The organism is Xenorhabdus szentirmaii DSM 16338, from assembly GCF_002632585.1.
Taxonomy (GTDB): Bacteria; Pseudomonadota; Gammaproteobacteria; order Enterobacterales; family Enterobacteriaceae; genus Xenorhabdus; species Xenorhabdus szentirmaii.
The window spans coordinates 1,611,321-1,632,517 of record NZ_NIBV01000001.1 but is presented as its reverse complement, the minus strand read 5'-3'; the positions used below and the strand labels follow the sequence as shown (position 1 = coordinate 1,632,517).

17 protein-coding genes and 3 tRNA genes are annotated in these 21,197 nt (G+C 44.2%); 6 read left to right on the top strand and 14 right to left on the bottom strand.

What is annotated here, in order from left to right; genetic code table 11:
* Positions 1-86 precede the first annotated feature (86 nt).
* The 8 genes from Xsze_RS07475 to Xsze_RS07440 all read right to left on the bottom strand — a co-directional run bounded on the left by Xsze_RS07475 (position 87) and on the right by Xsze_RS07440 (position 9,419).
* Positions 87-1,451 (bottom strand): TolC family outer membrane protein, encoded by a 1,365-nt coding sequence (locus tag Xsze_RS07475; protein ID WP_038236826.1) that lies wholly within the window; start codon positions 1,449-1,451, stop codon positions 87-89.
* A gap of 47 nt (positions 1,452-1,498) precedes the next feature.
* Complete coding sequence (locus Xsze_RS07470) at positions 1,499-2,836, bottom strand: HlyD family type I secretion periplasmic adaptor subunit (RefSeq protein ID WP_038236391.1); 1,338 nt, start codon at positions 2,834-2,836, stop codon at positions 1,499-1,501.
* Positions 2,837-2,887: 51 nt separating this feature from the next.
* Positions 2,888-4,654 (bottom strand): type I secretion system permease/ATPase, encoded by a 1,767-nt coding sequence (locus Xsze_RS07465; protein ID WP_038236395.1) that lies wholly within the window; start codon positions 4,652-4,654, stop codon positions 2,888-2,890.
* 19 nt (positions 4,655-4,673) lie between these two features.
* The gene (locus Xsze_RS07460) at positions 4,674-5,003 is read right to left on the bottom strand and encodes a protease inhibitor Inh/omp19 family protein (RefSeq protein ID WP_038236397.1); all 330 of its coding nucleotides are present in this window, start codon (positions 5,001-5,003) and stop codon (positions 4,674-4,676) included.
* A 169-nt stretch (positions 5,004-5,172) separates the two neighbouring features.
* Entirely contained in the window at positions 5,173-6,606 is a 1,434-nt protein-coding gene (locus tag Xsze_RS07455) for a serralysin family metalloprotease (protein WP_038236399.1), read from the bottom strand.
* Positions 6,607-6,979: 373 nt separating this feature from the next.
* Positions 6,980-8,077 (bottom strand): 23S rRNA (cytidine(2498)-2'-O)-methyltransferase RlmM, encoded by a 1,098-nt coding sequence (gene rlmM / locus Xsze_RS07450; RefSeq protein WP_038236402.1) that lies wholly within the window; start codon positions 8,075-8,077, stop codon positions 6,980-6,982.
* On the bottom strand, positions 8,070-8,465 hold the full coding sequence (locus Xsze_RS07445) for a DUF423 domain-containing protein (protein WP_038236404.1): 396 nt from the start codon (positions 8,463-8,465) through the stop codon (positions 8,070-8,072). The genes rlmM and Xsze_RS07445 overlap by 8 nt, the downstream gene beginning before the upstream one ends.
* A 27-nt stretch (positions 8,466-8,492) precedes the next feature.
* Positions 8,493-9,419 (bottom strand): transcriptional regulator GcvA, encoded by a 927-nt coding sequence (locus Xsze_RS07440; protein WP_038236407.1) that lies wholly within the window; start codon positions 9,417-9,419, stop codon positions 8,493-8,495.
* Between the two features lie 403 nt (positions 9,420-9,822).
* Here Xsze_RS07440 and csdA point away from each other — a divergent pair, with 403 nt between their 5' ends.
* Positions 9,823-11,028, top strand: coding sequence for a cysteine desulfurase CsdA (gene csdA / locus Xsze_RS07430; protein WP_038236829.1), 1,206 nt, complete (start codon positions 9,823-9,825; stop codon positions 11,026-11,028).
* A 169-nt stretch (positions 11,029-11,197) separates the two neighbouring features.
* On the opposite strand, the gene Xsze_RS07425 is transcribed toward csdA, so the two are convergent.
* Positions 11,198-11,512, bottom strand: coding sequence for a hypothetical protein (locus tag Xsze_RS07425; protein WP_038236408.1), 315 nt, complete (start codon positions 11,510-11,512; stop codon positions 11,198-11,200).
* Positions 11,513-11,628: 116 nt separating this feature from the next.
* Positions 11,629-12,747: a hypothetical protein gene (locus Xsze_RS07420; RefSeq protein ID WP_038236411.1), complete on the bottom strand. Its 1,119-nt coding sequence runs from the start codon at positions 12,745-12,747 to the stop codon at positions 11,629-11,631.
* A gap of 364 nt (positions 12,748-13,111) precedes the next feature.
* Here Xsze_RS07420 and csdE point away from each other — a divergent pair, with 364 nt between their 5' ends.
* Positions 13,112-13,570: a cysteine desulfurase sulfur acceptor subunit CsdE gene (csdE, locus tag Xsze_RS07415; RefSeq protein ID WP_038236413.1), complete on the top strand. Its 459-nt coding sequence runs from the start codon at positions 13,112-13,114 to the stop codon at positions 13,568-13,570.
* 54 nt (positions 13,571-13,624) lie between these two features.
* Here the strand turns inward: csdE and tcdA are convergent, their stop codons facing one another.
* Positions 13,625-14,437: a tRNA cyclic N6-threonylcarbamoyladenosine(37) synthase TcdA gene (gene tcdA / locus Xsze_RS07410; RefSeq protein WP_038236415.1), complete on the bottom strand. Its 813-nt coding sequence runs from the start codon at positions 14,435-14,437 to the stop codon at positions 13,625-13,627.
* A gap of 74 nt (positions 14,438-14,511) precedes the next feature.
* Entirely contained in the window at positions 14,512-15,606 is a 1,095-nt protein-coding gene (gene mltA, locus Xsze_RS07405) for a murein transglycosylase A (protein WP_038236416.1), read from the bottom strand.
* Positions 15,607-15,832: 226 nt separating this feature from the next.
* Between mltA and Xsze_RS07400 the strand changes: the two genes are divergently transcribed.
* The 3 genes from Xsze_RS07400 to Xsze_RS07390 all read left to right on the top strand — a co-directional run bounded on the left by Xsze_RS07400 (position 15,833) and on the right by Xsze_RS07390 (position 16,251).
* Positions 15,833-15,909 (top strand) — tRNA-Met (locus tag Xsze_RS07400).
* A 119-nt stretch (positions 15,910-16,028) separates the two neighbouring features.
* Positions 16,029-16,105: transfer RNA gene (locus Xsze_RS07395), tRNA-Met, on the top strand.
* A 69-nt stretch (positions 16,106-16,174) separates the two neighbouring features.
* Positions 16,175-16,251, top strand: a tRNA-Met gene (locus Xsze_RS07390).
* 198 nt (positions 16,252-16,449) lie between these two features.
* On the opposite strand, the gene amiC is transcribed toward Xsze_RS07390, so the two are convergent.
* Positions 16,450-17,697: an N-acetylmuramoyl-L-alanine amidase AmiC gene (gene amiC, locus Xsze_RS07385; protein ID WP_038236417.1), complete on the bottom strand. Its 1,248-nt coding sequence runs from the start codon at positions 17,695-17,697 to the stop codon at positions 16,450-16,452.
* Between the two features lie 240 nt (positions 17,698-17,937).
* Between amiC and argA the strand changes: the two genes are divergently transcribed.
* Complete coding sequence (gene argA / locus Xsze_RS07380) at positions 17,938-19,263, top strand: amino-acid N-acetyltransferase (protein WP_038236419.1); 1,326 nt, start codon at positions 17,938-17,940, stop codon at positions 19,261-19,263.
* 3 nt (positions 19,264-19,266) lie between these two features.
* On the opposite strand, the gene recD is transcribed toward argA, so the two are convergent.
* A complete protein-coding gene (gene recD / locus Xsze_RS07375; RefSeq protein ID WP_176553702.1) occupies positions 19,267-21,183 on the bottom strand; it encodes an exodeoxyribonuclease V subunit alpha in 1,917 nt (638 codons plus the stop codon).
* Positions 21,184-21,197: the final 14 nt, after the last annotated feature.

Sequence of the window (21,197 nt, the reverse complement as noted above, 5' to 3'; positions counted from 1 at the left end):
GGCGGATAGCCGGTATACCACCTCTTTTGGGTATCTGATTTTTGCATAACCTCAAAAAGTTCAGGAATGACCTGTTTGAAACGGGTTTAATCAAAATATCCTGCAATTAATTTAATATGCTCACCATTTAATTGACCGGACTCATTCAACAAACCGATCCACGCTTTCATGTAATCATATTTTGCCTGAGAGAGCTCACGGCGGGACTGATAAAGCTGTTGCTCAGCATTGAGGACATCAACATTCACTCGCTGCCCCAACTCCACACTTTTTTGAGTGGCTTTCACTTGCAATGCAGCTGCTGCTACGGCTGTTTCATATGCCCGTATGCGTTTCTCTCCATTGATACAGGCATTATAATGGCGTCTCAGGGCATTCAGGGTTTCCCCCGTCTGAGCATCCATCTCATATTTCGTCTTACCATAATTTGCAGCGGATTGACGCAATGCGGCGGAAGTTCCCCCACCATTATAGAGGCTCATAGAAACACGCAAACCAACAGAATCGGTCCGATATTTCTGATCGATGCTGTTATCGCTACTGGATTTATTTTCGCTATGGGAAGCATACAATTCTACCTTAGGAAAATAACCCGCCCGATTGCGCTCAATATCCCGGTACGCCACATCCACTTTCTGGCGCGCTGTCGCCAACTGAGGATTCTGATGTAACGCCAGTTGTTCCCAGTCAGCATAGCGCTCTGCATTGAGTTTGAGCGTTTTAAACTGTGTCGTATCAGCTAACTGATTGACAGGCAAATCCATCGGCAACGATATACCAACCAATAGCTGCAAATCACGGATTGCCGCATCCAATTCATCCTGTGCCGTTAACTCATCAGCCAGTACCTGACTATAACTGGTTTGGGTTTCCGCTATATCAGTACGCGTACCTTCACCAGAGGAAAACAGTTTTTGATTACGTTCCAGTTGCTTCTCATAAGCCTCCCGCTGCTGGAGAACTTGTGTCAGCTTATCTTGAGCATAAGCCACAGCCAGATAATTATTCACCACCCTGACCGCCAGCTCTTGGCCATCAGCCCGAAACCGAACGTCACTCATCAACCCATAAGCCTGATGCACCCGATACAGCGCCCAAGCTTCGTAATCGAACAACGGCTGAGTCAGAATAACCGAACCACTGTAGCTGTCGTATTGTCGGTTTCGGCTGCTTTTGACCGTTCTTCCCAACCTGTCTACAGAATCAGCTTCCACCTTCTGCCAGTTTTTAGGGGCATTCTGGTAGCTGAGTGATAGCTTGGGCAGCAACTCCGCCACCCCAAGGTTCTTCTCTTCCTGTCCGGCTTCCAGCTCCTTGATAGCCGCCTGAAAGGTAGGATCGTGTTGCAATGCCAAGGCATAAGCTTCCGTCAGTGAAAGGGCGGAAGCAGAACCCGGGTGCAACAAACAAGCCAATAGCATTGACAGCAGCAGCATCAGAAATGGAAGCATCCCAAAAATACGTTGTCTGGACACACGACGATATCTCAACATCTCCATTACTCCTCAATCAGCGATGTAGAAGCTCTGTCCACCAATGGCTTGAACAAGTAACTCAACAGGGAGCGGGAGCCGGTTTTGACGAATACCTCAACGGGCATTCCCGGTTTGATATGTAATCCCGCCAGCTTTTCCCTCTCTTCAGGGGCCACTTTCAATCGCATCTGGTAATAAGGTTCTCGGGTAACTTCATCCACTAACCGGTCGGCAGAAATAACCGCCACTTTACCCGTGACTTTCGGTGTCCGGTTCTGGTTAAACGCAGTAAACATCAAATCAACATCCTGCCCCACCGCAACCTTATCAATCAGGTGCACCATCAAACGTGCCTCAACTTCCAGTTCACTCTGTACCGGCAAAATCTCCATCAATTTCTCGCCGGGGGTTACCACTCCCCCTTGAGTAAATACATTCAAGCCCACCACCGAACCGTCTACCGGAGCAATAATAGAAGTGTGGGATAAATCGAACTCAGCGGTTTCCAGTTTATTTTTCAGTTCATTGGCAGCAACTTGCACATCAGCCAACTGACTGCGCACTTCACGCTGGTAATCTGCCTGCTGTTGGATTATCCGTTGCAATGTTTCCTGTCTTTGTTTCTCCAGCTGACCAATTTTCCCTGTCATTTCGGCCATACTGCCACTTAATTCACTTTCATTGCGCAGTAATTCCAGATACCGGTTACGGGGGAAAAAACCCTCTTCCGTCAGGGGCTGCAAATTTGCAACCTGTTCCTTGAGCGAGGCCAACTGTTGACGTTTACTCTCCAACGCTTCTTTCAATCCTTTGATTTGGAAATTCATTCCCTCTTCAGCTTGCCGCATTCCTGCCAAATCACTCCGCAGCATTTCACGGCGCGACAAAAAAAGTTGTTCCTGTAAAGCAAGAATATCGTCAATGCGCTGCTCTGATTGCTGAGTCAGTAATGCGGACGGAAAAACAATCTCCTCCTGCCCTTGCTGTTCCGCCAGTAATCGGGCCTCCGTTGCCAATTTCGTGTAAAACTGTTGCTTCAGGGAGTCAATTTGCGCATTAACCTGCACTTGACTAAGCTGGACCAAAATCTGCCCCGCTTTAACAAGCTCACCTTCCTTTACCTCAATTTGCCGGATGATGCCATTCACAGGAGACTGTACTGTTTTTCGATTGCCATCCACCACGACAGTGCCTGAGGAGGCAACGCCTTTATCAAGCGGCGCAAATGCAGCCCAAATGAAAAACCCCAAAATGCCAATGCCAATAATTAACCAGCCAATTCGCAGGTAACGATTTGCATCCAGCGGCAATAATTCCGATACCTCATTTTGGGCATCCTTTGCGTTGGTCTGATAGGACATCTTTACTCCCCAATAGCAATATCCCAAGAATTACAATATGGCTGAATCATGTTACGAGGCACGTTCGACCGCTTTGGATTGTGTTTGTGTTTGTGCTGGTGACTGCGATAACGCCGCCATAACCTGCTGAGAAGGGCCAAACATCTTCATTTTTCCCTGAACCAATAACAAAATTTTGTTGGTTTGCGAGAGCAATGACGGCCGATGAGTGATCACCACCACCGTTTTTCCTTGTTCCCTTAACTGGGTTATCGCATTATTCAGCGCTTTTTCACCAAGATCATCCAGATTAGAGTTCGGCTCATCCAGAACAATCAATGACGGGTTGCCATACAAGGCCCGGGCCAGTCCGATTCTCTGTTTCTGCCCGCCGGACAATCCCATGCCTCCCACGCCAATCAGCGTGTCATAACCCTGTTCAAGATTGAGGACTAACTCATGGACACCTGCTTTTTTGGCAGCTTCAATAACTTTTTCAGGTTCGACATCATTAAAGCGCGCAATATTTTCTGCAATCGTGCCACCAAAGAGCTCAATATCCTGCGGCAGATAACCAATAGAAGCCCCTAACTCATCTTTATTCCATTGGTAGATATCAGCATCATCCAGCCTGACGACACCTTCCTGTGCCTGCCATACCCCCACCAGCAAACGGGCCAGGGTTGATTTACCCGATGCACTGGGACCAATCACCCCCAAAACATCACCGCTGTTCAGGGCAAAGCTGAGATCCTGCAAAACATATTGCCCACTCTGTGAACGCTGATTCGGTGATGCCTGAGCAAGCGCGGTTTTAGTGGGAGGCATTGCGGAGACTTTATCCAACAGCAACATCCCCTTCGGTACCGGCAGCGACATGCCGCTTTTCCGTTCCGGCTGGGCTTTCAACAGCGTATCCAGCCGTTGCCATGACAAACGGGCGGCATTCCAGCTTTTCCATGCCTGTATCAGTTGTTCGATCGGGGATAACGCCCTTCCCATCAGAATTGATCCCGCAATCATCATTCCCGGCGTGATCTCTCCCTCAATTGCCAGCAAGCCCCCCAATCCCAAAATCAGCGATTGCAAAGCAATGCGCACTGTTTTGGTCAATGCTGCGATTGATGCCGAACGTTCACTGGCAATGCGTTGAAAATTCAAAAAACGCCCATGCAACTCAAACCAACGACGACGCAAAACCGGTAACATACCGAGTGCTTCAATCACTTCGGCATTACGCAGATTAGTGCTCGCCAGATTGGCTGAACGTAAAGAAAGGTGGTTTGCTTCCGCTAAAGGTGTCTGGGACAGCCACTGGTTCAACACTGCCAACGCAATCAGCATGATCGCGCCAATCAGGGCCAACAACCCCAAATACGGACTAAACAGGAAAATAACGCAAAGATAAATGGGGAACCAGGGAGCATCAAAAAAGGCAAACAGGGCATTTCCTGTGAGGAACTGACGAATGGTCGCCAAGTCATTGAGCATTTGCCCCGCATCTGTTGAACCACTTTTTAAGTTAGATTCATAGGAAGCAGTATAAACCCGTTGATTCAGGTTCATATCAAACTGACTGCCAATGCGGATAACCACCATACTCCGGATGTATTCCAACCCGCCCATAATGGCAAACATGCCAAGCGTGATAAGCGTCAGCATCAGCAAAGTCATTTCATTGCTGGACGGCAATACCCTATCATATACCTGTAGCATATAAATGGAGGGAACCAGCATCAGCAAATTAATGAATGCGGTAAATAGCCCGATAGTCCAAAACACTTTGCTGCGTGCACGAATCACATCCGTGATTTCATCTTTTGGAAAACGTAGTTTCACTGCAATCTCTTCATTATTTTTATTTTAAATCACGTTCTGCGCCATCAAATGTCATAAACAGTTCCCTGCCATCCACAAGATAAGCGACCCATTTTTCAGCCCCATAACTAAAAAAGGCCAAACTGTTACCGTCACTGTCAGTAACGGTGATTCCATCAGGGGTCGGACGCCAACCAGCGACAAGTTGCCCCAACAGTTCTGTCACGCAAGAATCCCCTTTCAATGCCCAAATTGAACCCTCCTGTAAACGGGTATCGGTTAATTCAACATTGCATACCTGATGCCCATCAGAGAGTTTCCATAGCCCTTTTAGCTCATTAGCGGAAGGGAGTCTCAAACTGTCAGCCATACATCCTCCTACAAAAAAGAGAAACAAAAATATTGATAACCCCAGTTTCGATAAAAGCGAGAAAACAGGCTTTAGCCTAAAGTCACCAGATAACATGACTACCTCCTTTCTACGGCCTTGCCACATTTATAAATAAATGTGGCAAGATTTCATTATCGCAGCAACATCATCAGACGATAAAGTCAGACTCTGCCAGTGGTTGACCAACAACTTTCACCAAAAAGTCATCGCCAGCCAAATTACCACCGAGACTTATCTCGAGATCCGTCACGCCATTCACTTTGTCATAAGAGAGCAATACTTCGCCCGCTTTGCCGGAGAACGAATCCACAAACTTAATCCCGCCGGTTGTACCAAAATTGAACAATGACAGGTCAATTTTATCCGCGCCCGTTGTAAAATCATGGATCCAATCAGGATTGTCTTTCAGTGATTCTTTACCGTTGAGATACACAAAAGTGTCATTGCCTGAACCACCCCAGAGATGATCACCACCCAAACCGCCATAGATGATGTCATCACCGGCACCGCCTTTCAGGGTGTTGTCTGCGCTGTTACCAACCAGAATATCATCACCGCTGCCGCCAATGGCATTTTCAATCATGACACCACGTGCGATAGAAACGTTTCCTTTCAGGCCGCCGACATCAGAGAAAGCACCTTCATTCAAGTTAATGCGCTGATTTTGGGTAAAGCCGGAGAAATCAAATGTATCTTCACCGCCTGCATCCCAAACACTGAACACCAATTTGCTCTTGGAATCCGTTGCCGTCATGAAATCGCGATCCGTATTGGAGTTGAAACCGTATACGGTATCCCCTGTACGCGTTTCATTATTCGCACCATACAGACTTTGAATAGCAGAAATATCATTCAGCAACGGAGCTGAAGAGTATTCGCTTTTAAAATCTTGCCCTGTGGATTGTTCACTGAAATAACTCATCACAGTGTAAGCGCGAGAATCCTCAAAATATTCCGCTGAATTATAATAACTCGGGCGCACTTCATCAGAAGCGTCATAATCAGCAGGATGTTCTAAACCTAATGAGTGACCAATCTCATGAGTGAATGTCTGACGGGCATAACCATTCACATCAATGTCATTATCGATGAATGTATGGCTCTGGGCGTTATACCATGTATAAGATGTTTTTTGCCCCTGAGGTAACGTTGAGAATGCATAATCTTTACTTGCACTATAGTCAAAGAAACCAAATGTAATATTTGCCTTTGACGCTTTACTGACTTCAGTAAATTTAATATTGGCAACATCTGACCAAGATTGTAAAGAAAGTTCCGCAGCTTCCTTTTGCTCTTCATTAAAAGCGCTGAAACCAGCGATTTTAAACATTGGCATTATGGCTGGTTTCGACTCCATAAAATGATATGACAATTCCAATTTACCAGAGGAATTAATATATTTTTTGGACCATTTATAATTCTCCCTCACCAATTCATCAGGGGCATCATTCCCCAATGGAACATGAGAGACTTTAACAGTGGGATCGTAATTCGGAACGTAGGCTGTGAGAAGTGCTTTTACATCCTGAACAGAATTAGAATCAGACAACCCCACATAGGTATATTTTTTCTTTGAGGTCATACAAATCTCCTGAAAACTAAAGCAATATCTGAGGCCCCGAAATATAAAAACAACGGGAACAAGAGTTTTTTAATTATTTCTTAATTGATATCAGAAATAAAACTCCTGAACAAAATAACGCTTGTTTTTGTCTGTGTAAAAATAATTAATATATCTTTTTAGAATACATATTAAATAATTTAGATTTAGGTTTTTATTGATTAATTCTTTTATGATTTTTTTTGAAAACAAAAAAACAGTATTATCTATTAATAAATAATACTGCTTTTATATACTGGCGATTGCCTTTATGGAAAAATTATATTACTTCCCTGCCCCTCCCTCGTTTCGATCACATTTTGAGCAATTGAGTTCCGTTAAATTTCGATAGCCATCAATAATCTCGGTTAGGTGCATAAACAGACCAAATGCGGCGGACATGCACGGTCACTTCTTCGCGATCATGGTACAAATGTTTCGCCTGAATCTGGGCATTGACCCCATTTTCTTTCAATTGCTGTTCTATCTTTTGCAAAATATGGGAGACTTCTTCGTAACGCTTTTTCATCGGTAGCTTGAGATTGAAGATTGCCTCACGACACCAACTTTTCACTAACCAATCCGTCATCAATTGTGCAACCTTAGCGGGCTTCTCAACCATGTCACACACCAACCAGTAAACATTTTTTACTGACGGTTCGAATTTAAAACCATCCACACGATGATGCTTGACCTGCCCGGTATCCATCAGGCTATCAGCCATCGGGCCATTATCTATCGCATGAACCAGCATACCGCGTTTCACCAGCTGGTATGTCCATCCTCCCGGACAGGCACCGAGATCCACTGCATGAAGCCCGCTGTCCAAACGCTCTTCCCATTCGTCATACGGGATAAAGACGTGAAAAGCTTCTTCCAATTTAAGTGTTGAGCGACTTGGTGCATCTGAAGGAAATTTCAGACGGGAAATACCCATATAAAAACTAGAGTTATTATTGCTATAAGAATACCCTACATAGCAACACCCCGGTGCGATGAAAAAGACATGGATCACAGGACGGTTGAAACTTTCCTTTGCCAGCAACAGTTTTTCCTGACGCATCGCACTACGCAGGGGAACCGTAAACTTACGGCAAAATTTCATTAATTCTTTGCTTTCATTGGTATCCGGCACTTCCACGCGCAATTCACCTGCGCGTTCAATGACCCCCATCAGCATTCCCATAATTGGTGTAATGCGATCTTCCGGCGGTAAGTCTTTTAATAGCTCCCCCACAACCAACATCTGACGGGCAAAAATCAACTCCTTAAACGGAATTTCACGGATCAGGCGATCAGCATCATCGGGCTGATAACACTCAAACAACACATATCCACTGTTTTCTTTTACGCGGGCAAAACCGTAAATTTCTTTCTGCCCCGCCTTATCAGTAATCTCTGCCGCACACTCTTTTTCAAAACCAGGGCGGCAATATAAAGCAACTTTATTCATGGCTAGGCGCCGATTTCCTTAGACGCAGAGCGCCAATTAATAAACATAACCAACCGATGAGAAAACTAAACCCACCGATGGGTGTCAAATACACCAAAAATTTTAACGGTAAAAAGGCCAGACAATAAAGACTGCCACTGAACAGCACAATTCCCGCCGTGAAAAAAATCCCACTCCAACCAAACAGTGCCACTGCCTGACCCATGGACAAGACAGCCAATGCCATGATGGCCAGAGTATGCAACCCTTGATATTGCAGGCCGGTATGAATCCATTCCATCTGGCGTGGTGTCAGGATAGGCGCCAACATGTGCGTTCCTATTGCGCCCAATGCCACATAAAAAAAACCACTTATCCCAACAAAAATAAGCATGATTCTGCTACTCATCACACTGCTCCTGTTTCTGGTTGCCCGCTACTGGGCATACTGGGTGACAAATCCTAATCTCTCTTGCTCCGCTGCGGCTTGTGCCAGTATCCATTTTCTAAAAGCTGCAATCTTGCCCAATTCTGCCTGATTATCGTGATAAACCAAATAAAATGCATTCTTGCTGACCAAAACATCATTGAACGGGCAAACCAGACGACCGGCATCAATTTCATTTTGTGCCATGACATTATTTGCAAGGGCCACGCCCTGTCCGTGCACAGCCGCCTGAATCACCATGGCACTGTGGCTAAAGATAGGCCCTTGCTGAACATTGATGTGCTGCTGCATATCAAGCTGGCGGACATAAGCCTGCCAATCCCGGCGTGATGAATCATGCAATAAAGTATGTTTGGTGAGATCTGAATGCGTCTTCAACGGACGATCCCCCGTCAACAATGAAGGCGAACAGATAGGCAACAAATATTCCGGATAGAGACGATCGGTCCTTAACCCCGGCCAATTGCCCCGGCCATAAAAAATCGCGACATCAACATCATCAGCCAATTTGTCTTCTTCCCTGTCCACGGCCTGAATTCTGACATCAATGCCCGGAAAGCTCTGATGAAACCCTGACAAGCGTGGCACTAACCATTGAATGGCAAAACTGGGAGATAAACTGACCGTTAACGCACCCTTAGCACTGCGGGCCTGAAGTTTGCGGGTCGCATCATTGATAGCGGTAAAAATTTCTTTGATATCCAGATAGTAACTCTGCCCATCTTCCGTCAGCAATAACGAACGATTGCGACGGCGGAAAAGCTTTAACCCCAGAAAATCCTCTAGACTTTTCATCTGGTGGCTGACTGCGGCCTGAGTCACAAATAATTCTTCTGCTGCCTTAGTAAAACTTAAATGACGGGCAGCAGCATCAAAAACACGTAATGCATTGAGTGGAGGCAGACGTTTAGACATATTGGTTTCTTATGTAGTGGTGACGATACCGGTAACTCTTTTCTATCAGGTATTAGTTTTTGTAATCCGAATCATTATAATTTGTCCATTGATGATACACCAGCAAATCCCTATAGTGTGCGCACTTCCTAAGCCGGAACGAAAAGTCTCTTTGTCGCAATACATTGGAACTTTTGGCTTTGTGGTTGTGATGTTGTGTTTGCAAGTTGTCTGGGAAACCAGACTTTGTAGCGCAAGCTACTGTTTTTTCACTTCCTGTACATTTACCCTGTCTGTCCATAGTGATTTTTTTAATGCACCGCAATTGCGGTGCTTTTTTTCCTCGCTTTCCTGTAGAATCCGTCTTATCTTGATTAAAGAAAAAATCATTCTTTATCATACAACAACTAAATTAACACCATTTATGAAAGCCTTTGACTCAGAAACATTCCGCCTGCAATTTCCTGCCCTGCGCCAATCAACGGTATTTCTGGACAGCGCGGCAACCGCACTGAAACCGGCATGCATGACGGCAGCAACCGAACACTATTATCAAAATCACAGTGCAACCGTACACCGCAGCCAGCATGCCACGGCACAGGCCATGACCGCACGTTACGAACAAGCCCGCACCTTGGTTTCGGAATTGATCCATGCCCCCTTGCCGGAAGATATTGTCTGGACAAAAGGTGCAACAGAATCCATTAATCTGGTGGCCCAAAGTTACTTTCGTTCCCGCCTCAACGTGGGTGATGAAATTATTGTCAGTGAACAGGAGCACCACTCCAACTTGCTGCCATGGCTGATTTTGGCACAACAAACCGGGGCAAAAATCGTCAAGTGGCCGATTGATGCACAGCGGAAGCTCGATCTCAACGTGCTTGCAACATTACTGAACGAAAAAAGCCGGTTGATAGCCATCAGCCACATGTCGAACGTGACGGGTGCCAGCGTCGATTTAGCTCAGGTAACGAAGCTTGCTCATCAATATCATTGCCGGGTATTGGTCGATGGCGCTCAGGGAATTGTTCATTCACCCATTGATGTGCAGCAATCAGATATCGATTTTTATGCTTTCTCTGCCCATAAACTGTATGGCCCGAATGGTGTAGGCGTGTTGTATGGCAAAACAGAGTACCTTAATGCCATGTCGCCCTGGCATGGGGGCGGAAAAATGTTGACGCAGGTTTCATTCGACGGTTTCACACCGGAAGCTGTACCTTATCGCTTTGAAGCAGGCACACCCAATGTTGCTGGTATAATAGGCTTTGCTGCCACTTTGGAATGGCTGAAAGAGACAGATATCCGGCTCGCAGAATCCCACGCGATTGCCCTCACGGATTATGCGGAACAACAACTCAGCACATTGCCGGGTTTTATCAGTTACCGCGTGGCAGGTTCGAGTCTTCTGGCCTTCAATATTGCGGGAATACATCACAGTGATTTAGCCACCTTAATTGCTGAACAAAACATTTCCCTCCGTTCAGGGCAGCATTGCGCACAACCCTTGATGGATGCGCTCGGGATTAGCGGCTGCTTACGGGCTTCATTTATGCCTTATAATAATCAACAAGATGCCGATCGTCTGGTCAGTGCCGTAAAACTTGCCTTGTCATTGCTGGATGGGTGATATTAGTTTACCCACGCTATTTTGCAGAAGGTATTGAAATAGGTTACTGCAACTATCTTTTATTTTTATGAAAAGAGTATTGTTTTTTCATTTGGAGAAAGGTTTACTGCACTGATAGTAAACCTTGTAACATAAGGAGATTCCATATGAAATTAAAAAGTGTTAAACATTATATAGTGCTTATTATAACACTTGAAATGTAACCAAAACCATTTTTGTCAATGGTTCCTGTCGTTTTCAATGTTACCTTTATAGAGTTGGTTAAAGCTAATAATAGCGTTGTATATACGCCTATTCCTTGTATCTGTTTATCAGGATATTGTAAAAGGTATTTATCATTCTTTGTCCCATGTTGATCCATAAATTCTACTCGGACATTATTATCTGCGACACCAGATGTTTCTAATGTTGTTATTATTACATTAGAGATGGTGCCAGCTGCTGATAAGTTCATTGGCTTTTCATTTTCAATATTATCGTTCATGCTTACTCTCCATTAATTAATTGACAAAGATAAAATCAAAGCAGATGAAAATATTTTTTTATCCAAATACAACTCTTGCCATTATAAATTTCGACCAAAAGTAAAATATGTGGTTTTCACTCAAACTTTTGAACGATATTAAGTGTTTTATCTAAAGTTGATAAAAAAAGCATATTGCCTGATTCTGTATTTATTTTTTTAAACTCATCTAAATATTCCTCACACTTACTCTTATTTCTTGGCCAATTATTTTCTTTGAGAAGATCATCTATTTTTTGAGCTTTTATCATTAATTGTTGATTAGTTGCCTTTAGCTTATTAATGGTTCTCATATATTCGCTGCTAATTCCATAACTTGCATCAGATAAATCCTTACATGATCTTTTTAACTTAAAAGCAATCATCAAAGTAGGATTCCAATCAATTAATTTACTCTCTAAATTAGAAATGATGTCTGATAGCTCATTGTATCTGAAAATTGATTGGGTCAAAGGAATAACAACAGACAATGTGGTCATTATGAGGCCTATTATTCCAACGATTAAACCCGCAGTAGCATGAGTAGGAGCATTAGAAGAAATATTAAGTTCTGATACATCACCTTTCTCATCATTTATAGCTGTATTTTTCACTCTATGTGTTTTTAAAAGATCTTCCATATAAGTAGGTGGTGTTTTACTACCCCTAAAGAGACTCATAAAAATACCAGCAATGCTATTATTTCTGTCTATAATGTAATTTGATAAGCTAAAAATTTCCCCTCTATTCCTTTCATTTGCTTCGCGATGGATTTTATCATAAACAGGTGTTATTCTTTGGACATAATCAATCATTTCATTTTTTATTGAACGAGCATCTGCCTGTATATTATTTTTGTACTCTACTTCCAACTCTTTCTCCATAGCCTTTATGGATTTTAATAGATCTTCAGAATATCTTCTTATAGATTGAATTGATGAAGAGGATGAATTTATTTGTTTTCTTAATGTATTTTCTTGTTCATCCATTTTTTCTGACAGATGTCTCATGCCATTGAAAGTATCAAAGAGTGATTTTTTAAATTTAAGAACATCACCTTCAATATAACTTGTTACATCCCCAATAATCTTCTCTAATGAATACGCTTCATCGCCGTTTCCTTTAAATTCCAGCCTTTTTTTTCTCAACATTTCCACATTTTCACAAAACTTCCTACATGCATTTGTAAACTCAGGAAAAATTTCGCCGTATGCCATGTTGACACCTCGATTTTATATGAAAACTTTGTTTACTTTATCACCGATTTCTATAAAGGATATATTTTTAAACCTCATATCAATAATAAGAAACAGCTAACTTTAAATCCTGACCATGGCAATTAAAAAGTAGTGTGATGTAGATTGCCATAATATGATTTTAATTAGTGGCAGAACCCACTGTTAAGTTGATTCAGACGCAACAAGGAGAGCAGTTGATAGATATTTCTATGTGATTCATGGAATTTTAAATCAAGCAGAAAATTTTAGTGGCAAACGGCTTTCGTTTAAGCACACACCTGCTATGATCCGGAAACCTCACGCAGAGGAATAGGCGATAAACTCACAGCAAGATAAATAACCCATGACACAACCTTTAAAAACTATCCTTGCTCCACATCCGTTTGGAACGGAAATCACGGAGCAACAACTTATTGAACACTTCCAGCAATGCAAATTATGGGAAGAGCGCTATCGGCAACTTATCGGATTAACCAAAAAGTTACCGAATCTGCCGGATGAGCTAAAACAGCAAGATATTGAAATATCAGGCTGTGAGAATCGGGTTTGGTTGGGGCACCAACGACTTTCTGACGGCTGCCTGCATTTCTATGGAGATAGCGAAGGCCGAATTGTCAAAGGATTATTGGCCGTTATCCTGACCGCTGTGGAAGGCAAAACGCCAGAACAGGTTTTACAAGCACCTTTAACTGAGCTATTCCAGCAACTCGGCCTTGAACAACAACTCAGTGGCTCAAGGCTCAATGGCGTGAAATCCCTGATTAATACCATTCAGGAAATTGCCCGTAGCTATATTGAATAAATCCGTTAAGCATATATCTATTGAATATTCTATGAATATTCAATAGATATTATATTACAGGGTATTTTCCCGCCCAGCTTTCGCCACCATCTTTTTCAGTGCATGGGAAACCGCCACAAAACCAAAGGTTGCCGTAACCATTGTGGCAGCACCAAAGCCAGATGCACAATCCATCCGCTTTGCACCCTCCGCGGTGCTCTTTGCCGCACACACAGTGCCATCAGACTGAGGGTAAACCAACTGCTCTGTTGAAAAAACACAATCAATGCCTAATTTGCCCTTGCCATTTTTCACGACACGGTAATCCGATTTCAAACGCTCTTTCAATTTAGCCGCCAAGGGGTCTTGTACCGTTTTCGCCAAATCCACCACCTGAATTTGGGTAGGATCAAGCTGCCCGCCCGCACCACCCGTTGTCACAACAGGAATTTTATAACGGCGGCAATACGCCAGCAGCGCCGCTTTGGGCCGTATACTGTCAATGGCATCCACCACATAACTGAATTCCACAGACATCATTTCTGCCACATTATCAGGGGTAACAAAATCATCAATGCAAGTCACACGGCATTCTGGATTAATGGAACGTATCCTCTCAGCAATCACTTCTGTTTTCGGCAAACCCACATTCTGCACCAAGGTATGCAGTTGACGATTCGTATTGGTGACACAAACATCATCCATATCAATCAATGTGATAGCGCCGATACCTGTACGGGCCAACGCTTCCGCAGCCCATGAACCCACACCACCGATGCCAACGACACAAACATGTGAACGAGCAAATAATGAAAGCGCTTTCTGACCATATAATCGGGCCGTACCTGAAAAACGCTGAAGATAAGCATCAGAGAGAGAAACTTGCATCACTAAATACATCCTGCTTAATACCTATCTCTATTGAGATAGGTTATCAATTGATTATTTGAACTGGGAAGATCTTACTGATTTGCCGCCAAAACACCAGATGCGTTTTTTTTCAATACCCAAACACGGCCATAGTGATTGTAAAAACCCGCCATCTCACCGGCTTTTTCACCTACACCATGATAAATATCGAAATGGTTTCCTTTAATGGCCCCTCCGACATCCAGGGACACCATCAGCCGCATCCGGTATTGTCCGGTAAATTTACCCACAGTATCCAACACCGGCACTTCCACCAGCAACGCCGTGCCGGGAGGTATTAATGACTTATCTGATGCTACGGAAGCTTCTGCAACAAGGGGAACCGCACTTGCTCCCCTGACATAGGTATAAGGCTCAGGCCGGAAAAAAACAAATGACGGATTCTGTTCCAGCACGTCTTTGACTTCGGCTTCGCTACGCTGTTTTCCCCATTGACGAATTGATTTCATCGACATTTTTTCTCTGGGTACTTCCCCGCGGTCAATTAACACTTTGCCAATACTCCGATAAGCGTGCCCATTCTTTCCCCCATAGCCAAAAAAGGTCAATGGTTTCCCATCACCGAAATCAACATAACCGCTTCCTTGCACTTCCATCATAAAATTATCCATCAAGGAATTACTGTATCCGATGATAAGATTTTTACTCAGGGCACCTTGATATATGGCCGCTCGGTTTGGCAGGCGGGAGTGTGATTTAGCCGGCATACGATACAAGGGGTATTTAAATTCTCCTTGCTTGCTATACCGTGCCTGCAAAACCGGTGTGTAATATCCCGTAAACTTGACATTTCCATAATTATCTTCGCCTTCCATCTGATAGGCGAGTAAGCCAAATTCATTTAAATTGCGCGTATCACCGCCGGACAACATCCAATTTTCGATCGCATTAAAGGTTTCACTATTATTGCTATAAAGCCGGGGAGAAGCATCCTTAATAAATTTAACCTGCGTGGCGAAATCCTTTGCATTGACCGGAGAGCCTTGGGCATTCGGTGCATTGACCAATTGGAAATGATGAGGGATCCGGCCATCTTTATATTGTTGCGCCTGATCAGTCGGCCGATGACATCCCGACAACAATGAAATAACAACTCCAAAAAAAAGATATTTTCCCCAAAATTTCATAGTGATACTTTACCTCCAAGCCCTGACGATTTGACGATGAACAATATCAAACACCAATTCATAATGAAATCTGGTTATAAAAAAATAGTGCATCATTACAGAAATCAAAGAGAACAAAAACAGGACAATACGATTAAAACTCAATCAGGAAACAAACAAATTCAATAAATATCAATAAAAAAACTTGCAACACTGCCGTTCAAGAGTATAGTGTGCCGACATCAGACGCGGGGTGGAGCAGCTTGGTAGCTCGTCGGGCTCATAACCCGAAGGTCGTCGGTTCAAATCCGGCCCCCGCAACCAACTCTCTCTGATTCGATTATCTCTGAATCGGTGATTATAGAAACAGTCTGATAGAAAAATCGTGTGATCGTTTTAATATCTGCATGCATTGGTTATCACCAAAGTTTGCAAATGACGGACGCGGGGTGGAGCAGTCAGGTAGCTCGTCGGGCTCATAACCCGAAGGTCGTCGGTTCAAATCCGGCCCCCGCAACCAATTTTACATGATATTAATAACGCAAAATCTGTGCCTGATACGCATATTCAGTGTATACAGATAAACGGACGCGGGGTGGAGCAGCTTGGTAGCTCGTCGGGCTCATAACCCGAAGGTCGTCGGTTCAAATCCGGCCCCCGCAACCAATTTCCTCAATACTAATTCCTTCAATATCAATTCCCTTAATTTCTTTTCTCTTCTTAACGACTTTTTATCTTAATGCCTTTCTCATTTAAGCAGCCCTACAAGCAAGTCCAAATAATCACCAATAAGCAAGATAATAGGTTGAATAACAATCGACTGAATAGTCATTGTTTAAGAAACGCTCATTTTGAGCGGCTATTTCACCGCTGTGCCAACACTCCGCCACGCTTAAAATAAGATTTAATGCCGGCAAAAATTGATTCCGCCACTTGCTGCTGAAACTTTGCCGTCTTCAGTTTTCGCTCTTCTTCCAAGTTACTGATAAATGCAGTTTCCACCAAAATAGAAGGAATATCTGGTGCTTTCAAAACGGCAAACCCTGCCTGATCGATACTATCTTTATGCAGCTTATTGATTTTTCCCAACCGTTTGAGTACTTCGTCACCAAACTTCAGGCTGTCATTGATCGTTGCCGTCTGGACCAAATCCAGCATGGTATGATCTAAATATTTATCACCACTTTTGCTTACACCGCCAATTAAATCAGCCTCATTCTGAGTTTGTGCTAAAAAACGGGCAGTGTTGCTGGTCGCCCCTTTTGTAGAAAGGGCAAACACCGATGAACCACGTATGGAACGATTTGTAAACGCATCGGCATGAATAGAAACAAAGAGATCAGCCTGCAACTTACGGGCTTTCGCCACCCTGACTGTCAGAGGAATAAACACATCTTCATTGCGGGTCATGTAAACTTTCATGCCGGGTTCACGTTTGATCAGCGCCTGCAAGCGACGGGCAATTTGCAGTACGACATCTTTTTCGCGGGTTTTGTATTTACCTATCGCCCCCGGATCTTCCCCCCCATGACCGGGATCAAGCATAATCACAATTGGCCTGTCTTTCCCTGCCTTGCCCGGTTTACGGGGATTCGCCGGCATATGCTTTTCTAAACTTCCGCTGTTGTACTCTTCCAGCAATGCTTGCAGGGGATCATTATCGGCATTAACGTTCTTGCTGGGGTAAAAATCCAATACCAAACGGTGCTTGAATTTGGCAATCGGCGGCAATGTAAAAATATGCGGCGCAATAGGCTGTTTGATTTCAAATACCAAACGCACGGTTGTAGGATTAAATTGCCCGGCCCGGACCAGTTTCAGGTAAGGGTCACGATTCTGGACCTGCGCCCCCATACCGCTCAATACACTATTCAGCTGGAGTCCTTTCAAATCAATCACAATCCGGTTCGGATTTGAAAGTGAAAATTGGCGGTATTTAAGTGGAATATTAGATTCCAGAGTCACTCTGGTATAACTGGATGCAGGCCAGATACGCACAGCAATAACTTTTGAAGTTGCTGCATACCCTATCGGACTAATCCCCAACAGCCACATAGCGGCTGCGCCTTTCAATAAACGACGACGTGAAGAGTTATGGTCTGAATGACTCATCATTTATTCCATTTAAAAACAACCAAGCACAGTAATTTTTCTGCTAAAAATAATAATTGCGTGAGAACTTTAATGAATTCACGGGAATCTGTCATCAAAAAAGCGCTGAATACTTTCTCAATACATTTATCTCAATATAAATAATAACGTTATTTTTCTCCATCTTTCCTCTTGCCATTTCGCCACGAAAAGAATAAAAATACAAAAAAATCGAATAATAATTCATTCAGAGAGGATTTCATGAAAGAGCAAAGTACCGAATTGGTTGAACTCTTCCGACAGTCTGTTCCATATATTAATGCACACAGAGGCAAAACATTCGTCATCATGTTAGGTGGGGAAGCCATCGCCCATGATAATTTTGCCAACATCATTAATGACATAGGATTATTACATAACCTAGGTATCCGTTTAGTCGTTGTATACGGTGCTCGCCCTCAAATTGAACAGAATATTACTAGAAACAATTATCAATCGGTATATCACAAGCATATCAGGGTCACGGACACTGAGACGCTTGATTTAGTTAAACAATCAGCCGGCTTATTGCAGCTGGACATTACTGCACGTCTTTCTATGAGCCTGAGCAATACCCCATTACAGGGCGCCCATATTAACGTTGTCAGCGGTAATTTCATTATTGCACAACCGTTAGGCGTCGATGATGGTGTCGATTATTTTCATAGTGGCAAGATCCGCCGCATTGATGAAGAAGCCATTAATCGGCAATTGGACAATAACGCAATCGTGCTGATTGGGCCTGTGGCTGTTTCCGTGACAGGAGAAAGTTTTAACCTGACAACAGAAGAAATCGCAACACAACTGGCTATCAAATTAAAAGCAGAAAAACTCATCGGCTTCTGCTCATCTCAAGGAGTGCTTGATGCCGAGGGAAATACCCGACCAGAAATATTCCCCAATGAGGCAGAAACGTTTCTGTATGAATTGGAGAAATCCAGTGATGATTATTCAGGGGCCGTGCGTTTTTTAAGGGGGGCGATTAAAGCATGTCGGCGTGGTATTCGCCGTAGCCATTTGATCAGCTATCAAGAGAATGGTTCACTCGTGCAAGAGTTATTTTCGCGCGAAGGCATAGGAACTCAAATTGTCATGGAGAGTTCTGAACAAATCCGGCGGGCCAATATCAATGATATCGGTGGCATCCTTGAACTTATTCGTCCTCTGGAACAACAAGGTATCTTGGTACGGCGTTCACGGGAACAATTAGAAATGGAAATTGATAAATTCACGCTGATAGAGCTTGATAACGTCACCATCGCCTGTGCCGCGTTATATCCTTATCCCGCTGAAAAAATCGGGGAAATGGCTTGTGTCGCGGTACACCCTAACTACCGGAACTCTTCCCGGGGAGAAGTTCTGTTGGATGCCATTGCCAATCAGGCCAAACAGATAGGATTGGAAAAACTGTTTGTACTCACGACCCAAAGCATTCACTGGTTTCAGGAAAAAGGATTTGAACCTGTTGGTGTTGAGATCCTGCCAGAAGAAAAACAAGCGCTGTATAATTACCAGCGCCGGTCAAAAATCTTAATGCTGAATTTATAGAATCTATAAGCTAAACCAATGAGCCAGCCCGCTGCGTCGTTGGGTAGCGACAGCAACCGCCTTATCCAGAACCGGCTTATGCGCATAGATAGTCAATTTGTCTCTGGCCCTCGTCAGCGCCGTGTACACTAATTCACGGCTGACTGCGGGGGAATATTGGGTCGGTAAAACCAATGCAGTATGTTCAAATTCAGATCCCTGAGATTTATGCACAGTCATGACATAAGCCGTCTCATGCTGAGGCAACCGGCTTGGCTGAAAATCTTTGATTTGCCCGTCAGACAACTGAAAGTAAGCTTTCAGCTCATCATGTTGGTTCATCAGCATAATGCCAATATCACCATTAAATAACCCGAGGGTACTGTCATTGCGTAATATCATGATTGGACGGCCCACATAGCTGCGGTTTTCCATATTTCTGGGCATATTTCTGGGGAAATTGATAACCCCTTGCCGATGCAGCAATTGTTCCACCCGCTGATTCAACCCGGAAACCCCAAACGGCCCTTCCCGCAAAGCACACAACAACCGGAACCGGTTAAATTCCGCTAAAATGGCCCCTTCTGATGCCCGCTGATTCACCATCGCCAAATATTGATGATAGCCCTCCGCGGTTTCCAGCAACAGACACTGATAATCTTCATTCCCTGACAATGGATTGAAACAGACATCAGGGAAAGATTGTTTCAGCAGCCCGGAGACACCCGAGCGATCTCCCCGATTGACCGCCGATGCCAGTTGCCCAATACCGGAAGATGCGTTGAAACGGTAACTTTTTCGCAGCAGGCATAAGCAATCCCGGACGGTAGAAATATTCTCGCCAACATCAGGCAAAGCATAAGAGGTCAGTTCACATCCGGTTAACCGGCCCAATTGTTCAGCACGCCTGACGCTGTAACCTTGCTCCGCAAACCGGCAGATATCCCCCAATACTGCCCCGGCTTCCACCGATGCCAATTGATCTTTGTCGCCTAAAAAGATCACTTTTGCCCGCGACGGCAAAGCATCAATCAGACGGGCCATCATGGGTAAATCCACCATGGATGCTTCATCAATGATCAAAATATCCAGTGACAGGGGATTATCACGCCCATAACGCAGTTTTTGGCTATCTGGCTGTGCCCCCAGCAACCGGTGTATCGTTTGTGCCTGTTCGGGAATACTGTGCCATTGCGCTAATGTCAGATCCAATTTCTTGACGGCTTCCCTGAGCGATTCCGTCAATCTGGCCGCAGCCTTACCTGTTGGTGCCGCTAACTGAATGCTCAGTTGCCGGCCTTCATGAAGTTTAATCAAAGCAACCAACAATTTAGCCACCGTTGTTGTTTTTCCCGTCCCCGGCCCTCCAGAGATGACCGAGATTCGGCTTGTCACCGCAACAGCCGCCGCCACTTTCTGCCAATCTATTTCCTCTTTTGCAGTAACGCCAAAAAGCTCATCCAGTATGGTGCGTAACTGCGTTTCATTAATGGCAGTCTCTTCAATGGCAGTCTCTTCTAAAACTTCACCGGTTCCGACAGACGCAAAGAAACGCGCTACCCGCCGTTCACTTTGCCACATACGTTGTAAGTAAAGGCGATATTTCGCATTTCCCTGCCGGGAAAGCACAATCGGTGCAGGCGTATTCCCCTCACTGACTGCCGGACATACCTGTAAAGCCGCAATGATTTCCGTCAGATCAGGCTCTCCCGCGAAAGACCAAATAGCCTTGGTCAGTTCAGGCTGCCTGCCTTCAAATAAATATTTTGGTGAGATCCGTTCCAGGGGCAAACAAACATGCCCGGCCCCAGACTCAGCACTCAACAAAGCAGCAACCAACAATAACAGCGGATTTTGATCTTCAATCACGGTGTAGGCAAATTGCACATCCAATGGACGCAACAATTTCTGACCCACAGCTTGCTGCAATAATGACATCATGGAATTCATACGTA